Source organism: Mycobacterium paraseoulense (assembly GCF_010731655.1).
Lineage (GTDB): Bacteria > Actinomycetota > Actinomycetes > Mycobacteriales > Mycobacteriaceae > Mycobacterium > Mycobacterium paraseoulense.
Genome location: NZ_AP022619.1, coordinates 1,794,980 through 1,813,315, shown reverse-complemented (window position 1 = coordinate 1,813,315; position 18,336 = coordinate 1,794,980). Strand labels below are relative to the sequence as shown.

19 protein-coding genes and 1 pseudogene are annotated in these 18,336 nt (G+C 63.3%); 11 read left to right on the top strand and 9 right to left on the bottom strand.

Annotation, left to right across the window (positions count from 1 at the left end; all coding sequences use genetic code 11):
- Positions 1-70 precede the first annotated feature (70 nt).
- From G6N51_RS08285 to G6N51_RS08270, 4 genes are all read left to right on the top strand, one after another.
- Positions 71-604, top strand: a complete 534-nt coding sequence (locus tag G6N51_RS08285; RefSeq protein ID WP_142274852.1) for a PaaI family thioesterase — start codon at positions 71-73, stop codon at positions 602-604.
- Between the two features lie 67 nt (positions 605-671).
- Positions 672-1,550 carry a TIGR03619 family F420-dependent LLM class oxidoreductase gene (locus G6N51_RS08280; RefSeq protein ID WP_067920413.1) on the top strand — a complete coding sequence of 293 codons (879 nt, stop codon included), beginning with the start codon at positions 672-674 and terminating at the stop codon, positions 1,548-1,550.
- A 371-nt stretch (positions 1,551-1,921) separates the two neighbouring features.
- Complete coding sequence (locus G6N51_RS08275; protein ID WP_067920410.1) at positions 1,922-2,365, top strand: Zn-ribbon domain-containing OB-fold protein; 444 nt, start codon at positions 1,922-1,924, stop codon at positions 2,363-2,365.
- On the top strand, positions 2,362-3,525 hold the full coding sequence (locus G6N51_RS08270) for a thiolase C-terminal domain-containing protein (protein WP_232078273.1): 1,164 nt from the start codon (positions 2,362-2,364) through the stop codon (positions 3,523-3,525). Before G6N51_RS08275 ends, G6N51_RS08270 begins: the two co-directional genes overlap by 4 nt.
- A 52-nt stretch (positions 3,526-3,577) precedes the next feature.
- On the opposite strand, the gene G6N51_RS08265 is transcribed toward G6N51_RS08270, so the two are convergent.
- Positions 3,578-4,468, bottom strand: a complete 891-nt coding sequence (locus G6N51_RS08265; protein WP_067921681.1) for an SDR family NAD(P)-dependent oxidoreductase — start codon at positions 4,466-4,468, stop codon at positions 3,578-3,580.
- A complete protein-coding gene (locus tag G6N51_RS08260; protein ID WP_426646491.1) occupies positions 4,447-5,964 on the bottom strand; it encodes an aldehyde dehydrogenase family protein in 1,518 nt (505 codons plus the stop codon). Before G6N51_RS08260 ends, G6N51_RS08265 begins: the two co-directional genes overlap by 22 nt.
- Before the next feature lie 254 nt (positions 5,965-6,218).
- Between G6N51_RS08260 and G6N51_RS08255 the strand changes: the two genes are divergently transcribed.
- The 3 genes from G6N51_RS08255 (at position 6,219) to G6N51_RS08245 (ending at position 8,910) form a co-directional block, all read left to right on the top strand.
- Positions 6,219-7,229, top strand: coding sequence for an alpha/beta hydrolase family protein (locus G6N51_RS08255; RefSeq protein WP_083169421.1), 1,011 nt, complete (start codon positions 6,219-6,221; stop codon positions 7,227-7,229).
- Between the two features lie 125 nt (positions 7,230-7,354).
- The gene (locus G6N51_RS08250) at positions 7,355-7,762 is read left to right on the top strand and encodes a Zn-ribbon domain-containing OB-fold protein (protein WP_231984260.1); all 408 of its coding nucleotides are present in this window, start codon (positions 7,355-7,357) and stop codon (positions 7,760-7,762) included.
- On the top strand, positions 7,759-8,910 hold the full coding sequence (locus tag G6N51_RS08245) for a thiolase family protein (protein WP_083169419.1): 1,152 nt from the start codon (positions 7,759-7,761) through the stop codon (positions 8,908-8,910). Before G6N51_RS08250 ends, G6N51_RS08245 begins: the two co-directional genes overlap by 4 nt.
- On the opposite strand, the gene G6N51_RS08240 is transcribed toward G6N51_RS08245, so the two are convergent.
- From G6N51_RS08240 to G6N51_RS08225, 4 genes are all read right to left on the bottom strand, one after another.
- Entirely contained in the window at positions 8,911-9,177 is a 267-nt protein-coding gene (locus G6N51_RS08240) for a cytochrome C oxidase subunit IV family protein (protein WP_174814303.1), read from the bottom strand.
- A 2-nt stretch (positions 9,178-9,179) separates the two neighbouring features.
- Entirely contained in the window at positions 9,180-9,725 is a 546-nt protein-coding gene (locus G6N51_RS08235) for a cytochrome c oxidase subunit 3 (protein WP_264052730.1), read from the bottom strand.
- Positions 9,726-9,799: 74 nt separating this feature from the next.
- Complete coding sequence (locus G6N51_RS08230; protein WP_142274851.1) at positions 9,800-10,531, bottom strand: hypothetical protein; 732 nt, start codon at positions 10,529-10,531, stop codon at positions 9,800-9,802.
- Between the two features lie 422 nt (positions 10,532-10,953).
- Positions 10,954-11,646, bottom strand: coding sequence for a FadR/GntR family transcriptional regulator (locus G6N51_RS08225; protein WP_083169413.1), 693 nt, complete (start codon positions 11,644-11,646; stop codon positions 10,954-10,956).
- Between the two features lie 185 nt (positions 11,647-11,831).
- On the opposite strand from G6N51_RS08225, the gene G6N51_RS08220 reads away from it, so the two are divergent.
- The 4 genes from G6N51_RS08220 to G6N51_RS08205 are packed head-to-tail and all read left to right on the top strand — an operon-like array spanning position 11,832 to position 15,736.
- Positions 11,832-12,989, top strand: a complete 1,158-nt coding sequence (locus G6N51_RS08220) for a sulfotransferase family protein (protein WP_083169411.1) — start codon at positions 11,832-11,834, stop codon at positions 12,987-12,989.
- Positions 12,990-12,998: 9 nt separating this feature from the next.
- A complete protein-coding gene (locus G6N51_RS08215) occupies positions 12,999-14,009 on the top strand; it encodes an alcohol dehydrogenase catalytic domain-containing protein (RefSeq protein WP_067921654.1) in 1,011 nt (336 codons plus the stop codon).
- On the top strand, positions 14,000-15,178 hold the full coding sequence (locus G6N51_RS08210) for a DUF1214 domain-containing protein (RefSeq protein WP_083169409.1): 1,179 nt from the start codon (positions 14,000-14,002) through the stop codon (positions 15,176-15,178). Before G6N51_RS08215 ends, G6N51_RS08210 begins: the two co-directional genes overlap by 10 nt.
- 36 nt (positions 15,179-15,214) lie before the next feature.
- On the top strand, positions 15,215-15,736 hold the full coding sequence (locus G6N51_RS08205) for a VOC family protein (RefSeq protein ID WP_067921650.1): 522 nt from the start codon (positions 15,215-15,217) through the stop codon (positions 15,734-15,736).
- 390 nt (positions 15,737-16,126) lie between these two features.
- Here the strand turns inward: G6N51_RS08205 and G6N51_RS08200 are convergent, their stop codons facing one another.
- From G6N51_RS08200 to G6N51_RS08185, 3 genes and pseudogenes are all read right to left on the bottom strand, one after another.
- Positions 16,127-17,068: a phenylacetate--CoA ligase family protein gene (locus G6N51_RS08200; RefSeq protein ID WP_232078271.1), complete on the bottom strand. Its 942-nt coding sequence runs from the start codon at positions 17,066-17,068 to the stop codon at positions 16,127-16,129.
- A 408-nt stretch (positions 17,069-17,476) separates the two neighbouring features.
- A pseudogene (locus G6N51_RS08195) lies at positions 17,477-17,611 on the bottom strand (lycopene cyclase family protein); the annotation flags it as partial.
- A 500-nt stretch (positions 17,612-18,111) separates the two neighbouring features.
- On the bottom strand, positions 18,112-18,291 hold the full coding sequence (locus G6N51_RS08185) for a hypothetical protein (protein ID WP_142274850.1): 180 nt from the start codon (positions 18,289-18,291) through the stop codon (positions 18,112-18,114).
- Between the last annotated feature and the right edge of the window lie 45 nt (positions 18,292-18,336).

The window sequence follows — 18,336 nt, the reverse complement described above, 5'->3', positions numbered from 1 at the left end:
CCGGCCGGCGTCACGGGTATGACTGTACGGTGTACGGTCACATGACAAGGCCCGGGTGGAAGGGATGCAAATGAGCGACACCGCATGGGAGTCCGATCTGGGGTCGTGGGTCGGCGCCGACTTCCAGGCGATGCCTCGCACGGAAGGCGGAGTCGCTCTCTGCGGGGCATGCATGCGGACCGGTGAGTGCCGGCTCGGCGTAACGCAGGAGGAACTGCGTACCGACGACGTTCTCACGTCGAACCTCGCGTGCCCACCCGATCACGAAGGTGGGCCGAACGTGGCCCACGGCGGATGGACCGCTTCCGTGATGGACGAGATATTGGGCCACGTCCCAATCGCTCACAACCAGCTGACGGTCACCGCGACACTCACGGTCAACTTCAAGAAGCCGGTGCCCATCGAGCGCCCGCTGCAAGCGCGCGCGTGGATCGACAAGATCGACGGGCAAAAGTGGTTCATTTCGGGCGAATTGGTGCTGTTGCCGAGTGAGGCCGTCCTCGCGACGGCTACAGGCATCTGGATCGCGCGAGACGTCGGCCATTTCGCCCGACACCGCGCCTGGCTCGCCGAGCAGGACGCGTCGGCCGAGGACTTGCGTTGACTGCGCACCGATCAGCTCGGAGTCGAAGGCTGCCGTTGAGGAGGAGCGGGTAGTGCAAATAGGTCTGATGGCGACGGCATGGGACGACCCGCGCGACTGTGTCCGTCTGGCGGTGATGGCAGAGGAGCGTGGCATCGAGTCGATCTGGTTCGGTGAGCACAGTCATCTGCCGGTCGGTGAAGACCACGCATTCGTTCGCCAAATGCCTGAGTTCTACCGCCGGATCCCGGATCCTTACGTCGTGTTGGCCGCGATCGCTGCGCGGACCAGGGTTATCCGGCTCGGTACCGGCATCGCTTTGCCAGGTCAAGGCGATCCACTTCACCTTGCCAAGACCGTCGCCAGCCTTGATGTCTTGTGCGGCGGGCGCTTCGAGTGGGGAGTGGGTTACGGCTGGAACGAGACGGAGCTGCGCGATCACGGGATCGATCCGAGGTATCGGATGAGCCGTTTCGGGGAGGTCCTCGCGGCGGTGCGCGGACTCTGGACACATGATCGTTTTACGTTCGGGGGCAAGCACATTCAGTTCGCCGAGTGCTGGTCATACCCGAAGCCGGTACAGGCGCCGGGCCCGCCGATTCTGCTGGGCTGCCGTGCAACCGCACGTGCCTTCGAGCAGTTGGTCGACCACTGTGACGGTTGGCTGCCCAGCATCGAGCAAGCGCTCGATACAGCCGATGTGTCCATCGCGAAGCTGCGCAGCCGGTTCGCAGAAGCCGGCCGCGATCCGGCCTCGCTTCAGCTGACCTTCATGGACTCTCGCGGCTTCTGGCTTGACGTCGACACGGACACTTACAAGACCAAGCGTCGAGTGAAGCGGGCGACAGTCGAGCGGGTTCGCGACCTCGGGGCCGATCGGTTGATCGTCGGAATGCCGCTGTTCACTGTCGACACCATAGAGCCGATGCTCGACGCCGTTGCCGAACTCATCCCCGCAGCGGCCTGAGGAATTGCGGACCGCAACGAAAGGCATCCCGTGAACAAGAGATTGACGGGCAAGCTTGCCTTGGTGACCGCCGTCTGGCAAGAGGTTGGGCGGCGCCACATTACGGCGTATAGTCGAGAGTTCGACGACAGGGTCCTTCCACCCCACTTCACCGCCGAATGGCTTACACCATCGAAAAGAGTGATCAGCTTGAGTCAAACGATCGACTCCCCGGTGGATGTCTCCCTCGAGCCGGAGAAGAGCCTGAGGCAGAAGTGATCGCTCGAGTGGGTATCTGGATTCGTTCTACGCCAATAACGTTCATTCTTGGTCGGTGCAGGACATTCCGCTCTAACGTCAATCCATCTATCGGCTTCGGATAGGAGCGCATCATGTCGGTCAGTGACGAGGATCTGGTCAAACGCTTTCCCGGCCAACCGATCACACACGACAACGCGGACCATTATCGCGGTCGCCTGGATCATCGACTTTTGCTGGGCAAGTGCCGCTCCTGCCAGCGCTGGCAGTCCCCACCCAAACCCGTGTGCCCGCAGTGCTGGTCGTTCGACGTCGAGTCGGCACCGGTTTCCGGCGATGGCACCATCTACATGGCGATCTTCCTGCGCCAGGGTCCGCCTGCCCCCGGTGTCGACTACTCGACGCCCTACCCGGTCGTGACCGTAGAACTGGACGAGCAGCCGGGGTTGCGATTCACCGCGACCGTGTTAGGAGCGGAGAACGACGCCATTCGCATCGGCGAGCGGGTGCGGCTGGGTTGGATCGAACGTGCCGGCATGCCGGTTCCGGTCTTCGAATTGAGCGGGGCGGCCTCGTGAGGAACGCCCTGAAGGACAACGTGGCAATTGCCGGTGCAGCGACCACCGGATTCGTCGCGAAGAATTCCGGACGCAGTCAGACCTCGCTGGCCGCGGAGGCCGCGATCGCAGCGATCCGCCAGTGCGGTTTAGGGAAGAACGACATCGACGGGCTATGCGGAAGCTGGCCCGCGGCACGCGAACTGCAATCGGCACTCGGCTTGCCGCGGCTGACGTGGTTCGGAAACCCCTTCATCCCGATGGTGGATCACGTTGCGACGGCGGCGGCCGCCGTCCACGCCGGTTTGTGTGACACGGTGCTGGTGTATCACGCGGCCTATCGTGCCGCGTGGAACACCGCCGGAGCGCTGAAGGATCCGTTTCGACGTATCGCTACGCCCGGACTCTCGGATCCCCACCCGGGGCCCGATACGGTCGCCGCGGCTGCCGGCTACACGGCGTGGGCATCGCGCTACATCTACGAATTTCACACGAAGCGGCAAGATTTCGGCATCGTTGCGCTCAACGCCCGAGCTAATGCCATGCGTAACCCGGCCGCCGCGATGCGTGAACCGATGTCGATGGACGACTACCTCAATGCCCGAATGATCCGCGACCCATTGTGCCTGTACGACATGGACGTCGCCGTCGATGGCGCCGACGCATTCATCGTGACCACCACCGAGCGCGCCCGTGACTTACCGCTGCCGCCGGTCCTCATCAATGCAGCTGTGCTGGGGCAGGTTTCGCCGAACGAGGAGGACCAGACCGCGAGCCTGCGGGCGAACGGTCAACCCGTGGTCATCGAAACCCTAAAGGCCAAGGGCGACTTCTGGATCGACGACATCGATGTCTACTTCCCGTACGACGGTTTCTCGCCGATCGCGCTGAACTGGATCGAAAACGCGGGGTGGTGCGGGCCAGGCGAGGCGGGGCCGTTCCTGCGCCGGCACTGGATGCCGGACGAGGGCCGGGTTCTCATCAATGGGCGGATTCCGGTCAACCCGCACGGCGGTTCGCTTTCAGAGGGCGCCACGCAGGGGTCCGGTCACATCCGTGAAGCCGTCCATCAGCTTCAGGGTCGGGCGGGGGAGCGGCAGGTCAACGGCGCCAAGCGTGCACTGATCACCGCGGGCGGGTTCTTCTTCAACGCTCAGGGCCTCATGCTGCACACCGGCTGACGACGAAATGGCCCGCCGACATCACGATCGGCGGGCCACCATCGTCAGGCTTTCAGCGGTCGATCCGCTCGCGAACGTCGTCGGGGATCGCGCCCGCCGTGATGTCGCCGGATGCCCCGGTATCGGTCGGGAAGATGATCGACGTGCGGGCGAATTGGCCGCCGTCGGCCGAGTGCAAGGTCTGTCCCGACATGTACTCCGACTCGTCCGATGCGAGGAAGAGCGCCACGTTCGCGTTGTCCCGCAGCGTTGGCGGGCGGTTGAGTCGAAGCGGCATCGCACGCTTGTCCGGATCCCAGGGCGACATCTCCTCGTAGGACTTTCCGAGCACCTCGGCATGCGGGGGCAACGCGAAGTTCACGGACATGCCGTGCGTCGGGGCGAACCCGATAGCCCGTATACCGAACTTCCCGAACTCAAACGCGGCAGCGCGTACCAGCCCATTCGCCGCCGCTTTTGACGCCGCGTACATGGGGAATCCCGGGTACGCGGTGAACGCCGCGGCCGAGGTGGTCGCCAGAAGCGTGCCGGTTCGGCCGTTGGCGATCATCCACTTCGCCGCGTGCTTCCAGGCGAGATAAATGCCGGTCACATTCACCGCGAAGATGTTGTTCCAGTCGACGAGTTCGGACTCGGCCAACGGCGTCATGCCAAACCCCGGCTCCGGGATCCCGGCATTGCCCCACATCACGTCCACCCGACCGAACCGTTCGACCGTCGTCGCGACGAGACGCTCCATGTCCGCCTCGACCCGCACGTCGGCGTCGATCCACACTGCCTGGCCCCCGGCGTCGATGACCTCCTGCGCCACCCGCTGTGCCCTGCCGGTTACCACGTCGCTGGTGACGATCTGCGCGCCCTCGGCCGAGAACAGCAGCGCGGCTTCGCGACCCAGTCCCGAACCCGAGCCGGTGATCGCAATTACCTTGTCTTGCAGCCGCATTGCAGTGCTTCCCTCGCAGATAAGGTCAGTGAACCGGGCTGGCAATGGTCTTGATGCGAAGGTAATCGCGGAATCCCGCGATACCGTGCTCGACGCCGTCGCCGCTGATGCCATAGCCACCGAAGGGTGCATCCGGAGCGAGATAGAACGAGTTGTTGATGTTCACCGTTCCGGCCCTGAGCTTGCGGGCTACCGCCCATGCGCGCTCCTCGTCGCCGGATTGCACGTATCCCGATAGGCCGTACCGTGAATTGTTGGCGATCCGCACAGGTTCGTCGTCGTCGCCCTCGTAGCGGATGACGCTGAGAACCGGGCCGAAGACCTCCGTCTGCGCGATCTCGGAGTTTCTCGTCGACGTCGGCCAGCACTGTCGGCTCGTACCAGAAGCCCTTGCCGTTGCGGTCGCCGCGCTTTCCGCCGCACAGCAGGCGCGCACCCGCCTCGACGGCGCGGTTCACCAGACCCTCCATGCGCTCCAACTGCTCCAGGCGGATGATCGGACCCACCACGTTGGCGGGGTCCTTGGGGTCACCCCATGGAAGGCTGCCGACCTGGCCGGTGAGGCGCTCAAGCACTTCGTCGTAGATGTCGGCGTGCACCACCAGCCTGGTCCCGAGGGCACAGCCCTGACCACTGCTGGACATGCACATCGCCACGCCCATACCGCAGGCCATGTCGAGGTTGGCGTCGGGCAGGACGATGTTCGCGGACTTGCCGCCGAGTTCGAGTACGGTGTGGCGGATGCCGTTGGCGGCCCGCTCGGTGATGCGCTGGCCGACGGCGGCCGAGCCGGTGAAGTGGTAGAGGTCGATGCGTTGGTCGGCCGTCATCGCGTCACCGACGAGGCTCTTGTCCGCGCCGCTGAGCGTGTTGATCACGCCGGCCGGAATGTCGGTGGTCTCTGCGGCGATCTTGGCGAGCAGCGCTGCGGTGAGTGGCGTGTCGGGCGCGCTCTTCAGGACGACCGTGTTACCCGTGGCCAATGCGTGGTGCATCTTCCAGATGCCGGTCATGAACGGTGCGTTCCACGGCGTGATGGCGCCGACGACTCCGTACGGCTCGTACCGCACCCGGTGGGCGCTGGGCATGCCCATCACCTCATAAGGCGGTAGATCCTCTTCCCACGGAAAGGACGTGCAGAGGTCGTTGAAGTAATCCATGCCGTCGATCCAGAAGTCGACGTGCGTGTAGATCACCGAGCTCACCACGCCGGCCTCGGCGGTCACGACGTCGCGGAGTTCCTGACTCTCCTTGCGCAGGCCGAGTTGCAGCTGCTCGAGGCAGCGCCGCCGGAACTCGTGGTTGGTCCCCCAGTCGGTTTCGTCGGCGGCTCGGCGCGCCGCGGTGATCGCGTCGTCCACGTCGTCTGCCGACGCGTCGGCAGCCGTACCGACGACGGACTCGTCGGCCGGGTTAAAGACGTCATAGCGCTCTCCCGAGCGGGCTTCCCTGAACTCTCCGTCGATGAAGAGTCGGCCCTCGTAGTCATCGGGCATCTGAGCAGTCCTTTCTATTCGGATCTACGCGGAGATCGCGTTCCACGCGGCGGAACGGATGGTCGCGCGCGTCAAGGTTCGCCGCGCTCAGGGTTACGCCTTCGGCAACTAAATCTTACGCTGTAACGTGATGTCAAGCACAGCCGTTGCAGGTCGTTTTGTCAGATAGATTGTTTAGATCAATAACGCTCCCGGCCCGGCCATGCGAGACTTCGCAGAGCCAACACGTAACCCGGAGACCAGGGAGTGCGAATATGCCAAAGACCGCAACCACGAACGCGATCCGGCATGATCTCGCCGTGGATGTGTCCGGCAGTTGCGAGATCGACCGTCGGCTGACGGTGGCGGCCACCGTGTACCTACCGCCGGCGGATTCGGTCGCCGATGGCGCCGCAGTCCTGTTCGCACTGCCGGGCGGCGGATACAGCCGCGGCTACTACGACATGCACTTTCCGGGACATCGCGGCTACTCCCAGGCCGAGCACCACGCGTCGCGTGGGCTGGTCCTGGTCGCGATCGACCACCTCGGGGTGGGGCAGAGCACCCCAGCGGTGTGTGGCGATCTGCGTGCCGAGGACATTGCCGCGGCGAACCACGCCGCGGTGAAGCGGATTGCGGAGCTACTCGAATCCGGGCACGCCGTCGCGGGATATCCGCCGTTTCGCATCGCGCGGCGCATCGGAGTCGGCCAGTCGATGGGTGGCGCAATCACGATCATCATGGCCGCTCGCCACCGCGCTTACGACGCCATAGCTGTGCTCGGCTTCAGCGCGGTACGCACCGTCCTACCCTTCCCGGAGCAGTCGGTATCCGCCGAGGTCGCTGAACGGGTCGGCGACAGCCGACGCGATGCCGATCCTCACACGCAGTCCGTGGCCGACACGGCTGCGCGCATCCCGGACTTCCTCTATCCGTTCTTCTGGTCGGACATTCCCGCCGACATCTTGGAGGCCGACACCCGCCATGGCTATCCATTGCGGACCGAGGCGCCGCCGTTCGGGAGTGCCACGCTACCCAGTTGTGCTATCGCGATGCTGTCGCCCGGCTACGTTGCCGAGGATGCGGCGGAGATCGACTGCCCGGTGTTCGTCGGTGCGGGCGAACGCGATGTTCTGCCGGCGCCGCACCGAGAGCCCGCAGCGTACGAGAATTCGTCTGACGTAACGATCTTCGTTAGCCCGCGGATGGCCCACATGCACAACTTCGCATCCACAAGGAAGATGCTGTGGGATCGGCTTGCCGCATGGAGTTTGGTCCTGGCATGACGGGACCGCCGGGCGGTTGACGCCGGGTTGACGTCTGCCGACATCCGTAGCTAAATTATTTAGATAATAAACTTGGCGCTTCGTTGCGCTTCGGGCGCGGTGAAGCGGTAATGATGGGAGCAACGTTGGGTGCGAATCAACAGCCGGTCGCGGAGGGCCTGTTCACATGGCCATCGGATGAGCCGCAGCTGATCGCCTCTGAACACGACGGCCGTTTGACCTTTCCGGCCAAGCCCGGGGAGGCGCAGGTTCTGCTCAAGCGCCGTGGCACGTTATGGGGGTTCACCACCCAGCAGTTCCGGCCTCCGGCTCCCCCGTACGACGGCAACGACACGGCGGAGACATTTCAGCCTTATGCGCTCGGGTACGTCGAACTGCCCGGACAGCTGCTCATCCAGGCTCGGTTCACCGAGTCCGACCCGGCGAAACTGTCCATCGGCCAGCCGATGGAACTGGTAGTCGTCCCATACACCACGCGGCCCGACGGGACCGAAGTACTGACTTACGCATTCGCTCCCGTGGAAGGGGAATGACCGTGACGGACGTGGCAATCGTCGGTGTGGGCTTACATCCGTTCGGCCGCTACGGCGACAAGCTCGCATTGGAGATGGGCGCGGAAGCGGCTAAGCTGGCCCTCGAAGATGCGGGCACCGACTGGACTCGTGTCCGGGCGGCGTACGCAGGAAGCTACGAGGTGTCCAACCCCGATGCCATCGTGAGTTGGCTTGGCCTGACGGGCATTCCCGTGCGTGGAGTGTTCAACGGGTGCGCGACCGGCGGGACGTCGCTGCAGATGGCGGAGCAGGCGATCCGGCACGGCGAGGCCGATGTCGCGATGGCGATCGGCTTCGACAAGCATCCGCGCGGAGCGTTCGCCGCCGATCCGTCGGTGGTGGGACTGCCCAGCTGGTATGGCCAGACGGGCCTGTTCCTCACCACGCACTTCTTCGGTACCAAGATCAACAAGTACATGCACGACCATGGGATCTCCGTTGAGTCGCTTGCGCGTATCGCGGCTAAGAACCTCTCCAACGGGGCGATCAATCCCCAGGCATGGCGGCGCAAGGCGATCTCCGTGGAGGAGATCCTGAATTCCCCGGTGGTGAATTACCCACTGACGCAGTACATGTATTGCAACCCCGACGAAGGTGCCGCGGCGCTGGTCCTGTGCCGTGCCGATATCGCACACGAGTTCACTTCCGCGCCGGTCTACGTACGTGCCGCGGAACTTCGTACCCGTCGCGAGGGCGCCTTCGAATTGCAGAGCCCATCGTTACCGCTCGACTCCGCCCCCAGTCCCACGGTGGATGCGTCGCGCGCAGCATATGAGAGGGCAGAAATCGGCCCCGAGGACGTCGACGTTGCGCAGCTGCAGGACACCGACGCCGGATCGGAGCTGATTCACATGGCCGAGAACGGCTTTTGCGCCGACGGTGAGCAGGAGAAGTGGATCTCCGAGGGTGACACCGAGATCGGCGGTCGCCTGCCCGTCAACACGGATGGGGGGCTGATCGCCAACGGCGAGCCCATCGGCGCATCGGGCCTTCGCCAGGTCTACGAGATCGTGCTTCAACTCCAGGGCCGGGCCGGCCAGCGTCAGGTGCCCAACGATCCGCGGGTGGGCTACACCCACCTCTACGGCGCACCGGGCGCGTCGGCGGTGTCGATCCTGTCACGCTGATCACAACCACAGGTACATGCCGGACAAGACCAGCCACAGGACGACGCAATAGCCCTCGAACATCACACGCAGGATGAGCGGCGCTTCCCGCAGCTCCATAAAGTCGAGTCCGATGAACCGAACCTTGACTATGGCGAGGCCGAGAACCAAAATTGCAATGGCCGAGCCGGTCTCGTGTTTGGCACCGAGCATCCACGACAGAATCGTAACGAGGATGAGGGCCAGCCACACTGGCGTGGAACGGGCGCGCAGGAGTGAAAGCGGCATCGTCAGCTCACCAGGTAGAGAAGCGGGAACAGCACTATCCACAGCAGGTCGACGAGATGCCAGAAGCACGCGCCGCCTTCAACCATGGCCATTCTCTTTGTGCCGAAATCGGTCCGGCCCGCTTGCGCCAGCAAGAGCAGCAGAACGGTGATGCCGATCAAAACGTGGAACAGGTGCAATCCGGTCAAGATGAAGTAGTAAAGGTAAAAGTTGTTCTGGCCCGGTGTGTGACCCTCGCTGACCTTCATGGTGTATTCGACCGCTTTGAGCCCGACGAACGCCAGTCCGCACATAGTCGCCCCGACCAACAGCAACCTGGCGGTGAATCTCTCCGATGAGCGGATCGCCCGGATCGCCGTCACGACGAACAGCGAGCTTGTCAACAGGACAAGCGTGTTGATCAGGCCGATGGTGATGCTCAGGGTCTGGCGTGATTCGTCGAACGTTTCCGGCGCTCGGCTGCGTTCGTACATAAAGCTCGCGAAAAATACTCCGAACACGAGCATGTCGCCGAACAGGAAGACCCAAGTGCCTTCTTCACCCGGGATGCGACGATCACGCTTTCTGGCCGCAAGCGGCGCGACCCCGCCCGCCTTGGCGCCGGGGCCAATTGCCGTCTGGCTCACGCGGCGGGTTCCCGGGCCCGCTCTGCGGCGCGCGCCGTGCGTTCGGCGGCTTCGACATCCACTGCTTTGACGAGCATCACCGTCACGACGACCATCCAGATAGAGAACACCGTCAACGGGATCCAGAACGCGAATATCCCGTTCCAAGCCAGCGGTCCGTTCTTGAACAGAAAGATGGCGCAGCTAGGTATCCCGAGCACCGCGTACCAGATGTTGAAGTATCCGAACCAACGCGGAAAGCTTGGCACGTCGCGTTTGTCGATGAACACGGCGAAGGCAAGAATCACCACCTGGGTGATGAGCGGACCAACGAGCCCGACGAACATGAACCAGAAGATGTCATTGAGCGCCTGGGTAACGTCGGGATGGCGTCCGGGGCGGTATGCGGCGGCGACGGCAAAGATCGAACAAAGCGCGAACCCGAAAGGGAACGTCGCGCTGAGCAAGATCTGAGTGAGCGACATGACGCCCCAGTAGCCCTCGATGCGTCGAACCTGCCTTGACAGCAGCGCAAAGAAGGGCGCGAAGAGAAACGCCAGGAGGATCATCATTGTCAGGCCGATGCTGAGGCGAAGGTGGTGCTCGGAGTAGACCTTGGCGATTTGTTCGGCGCTCGCGCCGGGGTCCATTGGCGGTATCAGCCCGGCGATGCCCCAGAAAATTACGAAGAATGCTCCCAGCATGGCCAGTCCCAGCCAGGCGGCACCCTTCTCAACCTTGACATGCATCGTGATTCCTACCATGCGTGCGGGATGGGATGTTCCTCACGTTAACCGAGGCTTCGGAAACTAGTCAATCATTTAGAGATTTATGTACTGGACGTGCGGAGCCAACGGCTGCCGATCAAATCGAATGCGAAACTCACTAATCCCGTTAGCTATCCGCGGGGGCTCCGACCACATCAGGCGCGCGATTAGTGACGATCCCGCGCCCAGGTAGTGGATGTTCAGGCTCTTCTGCCAAATCGGCCGGACCGGTAACTGCGGCGTATCCACCGCTCAACGTCTAGTTGATTTAGCGATTTTAAGACCTGCATCCATTGACAGCCGCTTACCCCAACTGCGGAGCCGTGTTCATGCGGGCAGTCGGCCGCGGGGCAGCTGACCGCTTCCTCAATCCGGCTTCCCCTGCATCACGTAGCAGTGCCGCCTTACCCGCGCGCGCCGACTCTGGGGTCGTCCCCTTGGTTGTACTGCGCCAGCATCTCGACCAGCCGCCGCAGATGCTGCTGGGCTTCTTCGGCGTCTCCGCGGTCCAGTGCATCGACCAGAGCGACGTCCACCGCCCGCATTCGGGCGGCCGCGGGCGCGGGCATGCGCCGCGCGCCCGCATCGGTCGCGATCGCGAAAAGTGTTGCCAGACAGAGCTCAAGCATCGGGTTGCCCGTCATCCGGGCGATTTCGACGTGTACGTTCGGACGTCCTGCGGTCAGCGCTCCAGTCTGTTCATCCCACTGTCGGGTGCGTGTGATGACGTCCCGTAGTCCGTCGAGCGGCCGCCGGTCCATCTGCGCCACCGTCGTCAAGGCGAGCGACTCCAGTGCGATCCACGTGTCGTACAGGTGACTGAGCCGGGTGTGCCGATAGTTCAAAAACATTCGTGCCGATTCGACGACCCCCTCCGCGTCTGGCGCCACGACGACCAAGCCGCCACCCGGACCTTGGCGGCGCCGCGCCACCCCGTGGGTCTCCAAGATCCGCATCGCTTCACGCAACACATTGCGCCCGACGCCATAGTGCACCAGGAGCTGTTCCTCGGAGCCGATCACTTCACCGACGGGCCAGCCGCGCGCGACGATGCCGTCTTCGATCGCCCTGGCCAGCCTCGCCGCTGTCAACCTCACTTAGCTGTTCTACCAGGGTGGCCGGACACAGTCCGAGTGACCGGCCGCACGCTTGACGACTGAAAAAAGGTACCTTATTGTCCTCTTTAGTGAGTGGTGCTCATCACAAACCAGGGTGCACCTGGTCCTGCGCCACAGTCTCTCTGCGACGAATTCAGCCGTCCGCCGACCATACGGAGTGAGGCATGGCCGTTCCCGAGAAGTTCACCGAAGCCTTCGAACCGCTGCATCAAGCGGCAGCGGCGGCCGCTGGGCTCGATGATTTCGGCCCTCCGACCTACCACGAAGGCTTGCATCAGCTGCTGACCGCGCTCGATCAGGACGGACGTGTGGCAGGCCCCCGCCGAGAAGCTCTGTTCGGAATGCTCACCGGGGTCCTGGTCCGTCGCCTCTACACCCAGGAAGGTTGGCGCCGCAACCCCGGGTACCGAGACGTGCGGATCGAACGTCCGCTGGTGATCACTGGGATTCCACGCACCGGCACCACCGCGCTGCACAAGCTGCTGGCACTCGACCCGCAATTCCAAGGCGTCGAACGCTGGTTGGCCATTACTCCAATGCCTCGACCACCGCGCCAAAACTGGTCGCAGAAAGCCGAATTCAACGCTTGCGTTGCCGGGCTGGAGGAATTTTTGGCGGCCATGCCCGGCTTTGCCGACGCCCACGAGATGACCGCCGACAGCGTCGATGAGTGCCTCGAGGTGTTGCAGCAGGACTTTGTCAGCAACACCTTTCCCTCGCAGCTTGCGGTTCCTGCCTACCTGCACTGGTGGCGCGAAGAAAGCGAGACCACGTCCTACCAGCGCTACGCAGACGTCTTGCGACTGATCGGCCTCGACGATCAGGACCGCCGCTGGCTGCTTAAGAACCCCGGCCACATCTGGGGCATCGACGACCTGTTGGCGCTCTTCCCAGATGCGCTCGTGGTCCAGACCCACCGCGATCCGGCCAAAGCGATGCCCTCGGTGTGCCGAGTGCTGGAGATGCCGCAGTCGATGTACCTCGGCGAGAACGTCCGCCCCGAGGAGATCGGTCCCCCCGAGGTCGACAAGTGGCGGTCGGCGGTCGATCGCACCGAGCGGGCTCGGCGGCGTCACCCAGACAACTTCCACGACGTGCGGCACGCTGACTTCCGGGCTGATCCAATCGCCACCATCGACAGCGTCTATTCCAAGCTCGGCCTGAGTTTGCCTGCAGATGTCGAGACCACTATGCGCACGTGGCTCTACGAGCAGCCGGAGGAACGTCGCCGGGGCGCCGACGCAGATCCCGCACGTTACGGACTGTCCGCTGCCGCGCTGCGTGAGCGGTTCGCCGACTACATCACCACCTACGCGCTGTAAGGAGAAACGATGAAGGCTCCCGTCTTCAATGGCGTTGGTAAACCGCTGACCATCGAAACGATGCCGGATCCGGTACCCGAGGCCGGCCGACTGGTCCTCGAGATCGGCCGGTGCGGAATCTGCGGAACGGACCTGCACATGACGTCGGGTGAGGGTGAGACGTTTCCCGAGGGCATGGTTCTCGGTCACGAGTTCGCCGGCGAAGTTGTCGCCAAAGGAGCCGACACCGACGGCTTCAACGAAGGCGATATCGTCGCGGCCCTGCCAGTGACAGGCTGCGGCAACTGCGCGAGCTGCAAGGCCGGTGACCCGGCGGTGTGTAGCGCCGGATTTATTGGATCGGCGGGCGGCTACGGTCAGTACGCGATTGCCAAGGCCACTGCCGCCATTAGGCTGCCCGCCTCGATGTCGCTGGAGGACGGTGCGCTGGTGGAGCCAATGGCCGTGGGCTTGCACGGCGCGACACTGGCGCAGCTGAGCCCGGGAGCCAAGGTGCTAGTGATCGGCGCGGGTCCGATCGGGATCGCTTCGACATACTGGGCCAAGCGCCTGGGCGCCGGCAAAATCGTGGTCGCCGCCCGGTCCAGGCGAGGCGAACCGTACGCCATCGAGATGGGCGCCGACACGTTCGCGCTGACCGACGAGAACCTCGACGCGGCTGTCACCGAAGGTCTCGGCGGCCCGCCCGACGTGATCTTCGAATGCGCAGGCGTGCCAGGAGTATTGGCCATGGCGATCAATATCGTGCGCCCCCGAGGCACTGTCATCGTGCTGGGCAACTGCATGGTGCCCGATACCATCTTCCCGGCGCAGGCCATGTTCAAGCAGGTGCGCATCCAGGGATCGAACATTTACTCCGTGGGCGAATTCCAGGTTGTCGCCGACTCGTTCGATGCGGGACACGTCGAACCACGGTCGATGATCAGTGACACCTGGAACTACGACGAGCTGCCCACCCGCTTCGAGGAGCTGCGCAGCGGCAGTGACCAGTGCAAGGTCATGGTGAATCCGTGGGCCTAGCCGACTGGGACGAGTATCTCGACCTCGCCAAGGACGCGGTGGAGGTGGAATCACAGCTGTGGGACAGTGGCGACGAGCAGCTGCGGGCGGCGCTATATCGCCAGTTCGCCATGAGCCTGTCCCAGGGGTACTTCTTATACTTCGTCGCCGATCCGAACTACCCGGATTTTGTGCCGTTCGAGAACTCGGCGTTCTTAGCCCAGCCCAATCCTGACGCTGTATACCACTATTCGGCGATTGACGGCGCTGGCGTTTACCGCATCACCGGCCGCCGCGGAACGGTACCTGTGATGGGCTTCGCCACCGGGGCGAACCTCTTCGGTATGTCCGAGCCACCCGGACCGGGCTATGACAACTACGACGCCGATGCCTTGGCCCTCGATGCCGATGGAAACTTCGAGGTGATCCTGAGCGCCGAGCGTCCGGAGGGTTACGGGGGCGACTGGCGGTACCTCAACCCGTCGACGCAATTGGTGATCGTGCGGCAATTCTCGTACGACTGGGTCAATGAGGTGGATGGTCGACTGGCCATTGAACGCCTCGACATCGACTACCTGCGACCGCCGATGAGCGCCGTCGAAGTCGATAATCGACTGCGTGCGTTGTTCGGCCAGTATGTGCGTGGGTTGTCCCGGGTATGCCTGGGCTATATGAGCGCGTTACGCGCACGCCAGGACGCAGAACACGTCCATCTGCAGTCATTCGACGGACTTGGCAACGGCGAAGACTGGCCGCAGGCGTATTGGGAATGCCTCTACGACCTGGAGCCCGGTGAGGCGCTGGTACTCGAGACGGACCTGCCCGACGAGCACACCTACTGGAATGTCCAGGTGATCGACGCTTTGTGGAACCAGGTCGATATCCTGCACCGGCACAGCAGCATCAACGGATTTCAGGCACAGCTCAGCTCCGACGGCAAGTTCCGCGCGGTGCTCTGCCCGCAGGACCCAGGCGTCCCGAACTGGCTGGACACCGGCGGTGGTTTGCGGGGCATGATGATCGGCCGGTGGTACCGGTGCAGTTCCCACCCGGTACCGACGGTCAAAAAGGTTGCGCTCTCGGAACTCTCGACCCACCTACCGGCAGACACCCCCAAAGTCACCCACGCAGCGCGTGCAGAAGCATTGCGGCTTCGTCGAACCGGAGCGCAACTGCGCCGCCGCTGGTGAAGATCACTCATCGACCGAGATATGAGGTAAAGGGCAATGACCGAATCGTCACCAGCAGCGACGTTCCCAACGTTCGCACCCTTTCGGAGATTCTTGCAAATAGCCTATGTGACAACGGATTTAGATGAAGCCATGCGCCGTTTCGGCGCTGACTACGGTGTCGCGAACTGGATGCCCATGCCCGGGATGGAAGTGGAAACCGCACCGGGACGCAGCTGTCACAACAACATCGCGCTTGCATACGTAGGCCCGATGCAACTGGAACTCATCGAACCGCTGAGCGGAGACGATGCCATCTACCGAGCAGCGCTACCCGATGACGGCTCCGGAGTCCGGTTTCACCATGTCGCCCAATTGTTCGGTGATGCCGACGAACTGGAGTCTGCTGAGGGCGATGCGCGACGGCTTGGCATTCCGATCGCCATGGCGGGCTCGTCTGCAGGCGGTTTGGTTCGCTACTTCTACACCGACCACCGAAACACATTGGGCCACTACATAGAACACATCTGGTACGCACCGGAGATGATGGCTTTCCTCGAGCAGATCCCACGTAACTGATTGGGCGATCCGGCGGTGGGGGTCCAGCACCGGTCGGATCACCGGCCTGGCGTTTGGGCTCCCGCCGCTGATCAAAGGTCGAACTCGACCACCGTGCCCAAGTCGACCCGTTTACCCGCGCGCCCACGGAACGTCGATCTCCACCTCGACAAATCGTGCCCGACGTTCGGCTGCGGTCGACCCACGAACTGCTTCCGTCGACGGTCTCGACGTTCCACTCGGCAGAATTAACCACCGCGCCAACCCGGGGGACCCCGATGGCCAGGGCGCCAGCCGGTTTCGAAGTCGTGGATCTCAGTGCCTACCTTGCACGACCCGATGCCGTACAGGTCGGATCGAGGTGGCGCCGCGGACGCCGCGGCCATTGTCGCTCTGCTCATCGCTGACCTCTCATGCCTTCACCGTGCGCGGGAACTTCGCGACACTCGACGATGTCTTCAGGATGGCGTCAACCGTCATGAGTTCGACGACGGACTTCACGCCCAGTTCTTCCTCCAGAATGACGGTCGCGCGGGACTGCAGCTCAGCGAGATCGGCGGTCTTCTCCGGTGTGTAGCCGATCCTGATCCGCAACTCGTCCATTTCGGGCGCGTACTTGATGATCTGGAACAGCGCGTCGCCGCACTCGGGCAGGGATTCCACGAGACCCCAGATGTCATTGACCACGAACGACTTCCCACCGATTCGAATCTCGTCGCCGGCCCGGCCGAGCACCCAGATTCGGGTGTGGGTGCGGCCGCTGTCCGCGGGCTGGCGCGTGACTCTCACCAGATCTTCGGAGCGGAATCGGACGTAGGGCGCCGCGTTGTTGTCCAGGTCGGTCGCAACGAGCTCACCGGCTTCACCGTCGCAGACCGGCCCGCCGGTCACCGGGTCGACGACCTCGGACAGGATAGTGTCCTCCTGCAGGAAGTAACCGTCGCATTCGATATCTTGCCAAGCGGCTCCGGTGTCGCCCGCACTCGTCCAGATGAACAGCTTGACGCCCCACTCCTCGCGCACTTTGCGTGCCAACGTCGCGCTCATCGGCTGGCCGGCGAACGCGGCACCTTTCAACGACGAGAGCATGTCTCGTATGTCGTACTTGGCCTCGAGCGCCTCGAACTCCATCAACGTGGACATGATCATCTGGAAGTAGTGGACTTGGTGGCGCTTGATGGCGTTGAGAATGCGCTCGCCCTCGCCGATCCAACCGTCGATATAGACCGGCGTGATTCCCAGCAAGTGGTAGTACTGGTCCCAGTACCCGCGGAAGGACCCAGCGGCAACCAATGCGCGGTCTCCGGGTCGCAATCCCATCTCCCACAGCGCCTTCGCCGAGGAGATGGGCATGGGCCAAGTCGCATCCCAGATTTCGGGAAGAAAATTCAGGCAGCGAGGTGGTGCCCGAGGTCGAGCCAATCGATGTCAGCTCAGTGGGGTCCACGCAAAGGACGTCTGCGAAGGGATCGCCTGTGCGCTCCCGGTAGGCCTTGAGATCGGCCTTGCGGAACATCGGAATTTTGGCATAGAAGTCATCGAGCGAGGTGATGTCGTCCGGAGTGACGCCCGCCGCGGACCACAGGTCACGATAAAAGCCGGACCGCTCCCACAGGTAGGGGATCAGCTCGAGTACGCGACGTTCCTGCCAGTCGCTGATCTCGCCTCGGCTTGCGGTCTCGATCTCGGGCTCGTAGAAGTACCGGTCCGCGCTCTCGGTTCGAGATTCCGCGCTATCGGACGCGGTAGGGCTCACGAGTTGCGCACCAGAGGGTTGGTGTCCTTGCCGCCCGCTTCGAGGACCAGCACGCGATTGGCTGGGTCGGCGCTGAGCCGATCGGCCAGTACACAACCGGCCGAACCCGCACCCACCACGATGTAGTCGAAGTCGCTCACCGGTCGCTCCTGTCGCCATGTGCCACCGTCTGCACTCTGAATTCATCGCCGACTAGTTAAAACAATTGAACGGAATATACTGCCACCTGGTATGGCCGTCGAACAGGAATCCGTTGTCCGCATCGAAGGCTGGAGGCCCTCCGTGGCGTTGACTACCGTGGCCACCGTGAGTGCCTGCGCGACCGAACAGCGACCTCTGACAAAAAAATCTTCGCGCAAACAGCTCGAGCAGCTCCTGCTTATCATTGATATACCAGTACGCCGCCATCGCCGAGCGGCCGAGCTCGCGGGACAACCGCCGCCTCGACAACGCTTCCAACCCTCCGGTACGAATTGATCGCGAGCGCGGCGGCCACGACCTCGTCCTCGGTCAGGTTGGGTGTCTTGCCGCGGCGAGGGCGGGGCTCCGGCGGCCTCGGAAGCGGAGATTTGGCGAATCCGTCCTTCTAGTCGAATTATTCGCCGGATGCTGGATGAATGACTTGTCGCACAGGCCCTCCTTAAGTGCCGATGTCGACGCCGCCGCGGCCGAACATCTCGTCGAAGACCTCGTGGCCGGTCTGACCGGCTTCTCGCTGCAAAGCATCAAGAAACTCCACGGACTCGGGTTTCGTGTAGGAGGCCATGTGGGTGCGACGGCGTAGACATGTCGTCAGCCTCGATCGGCGGTACCCGCTCACCGGGGATCCTCCGGCAAACGAGTTGGCAAGTACCGGGCCTGCGGA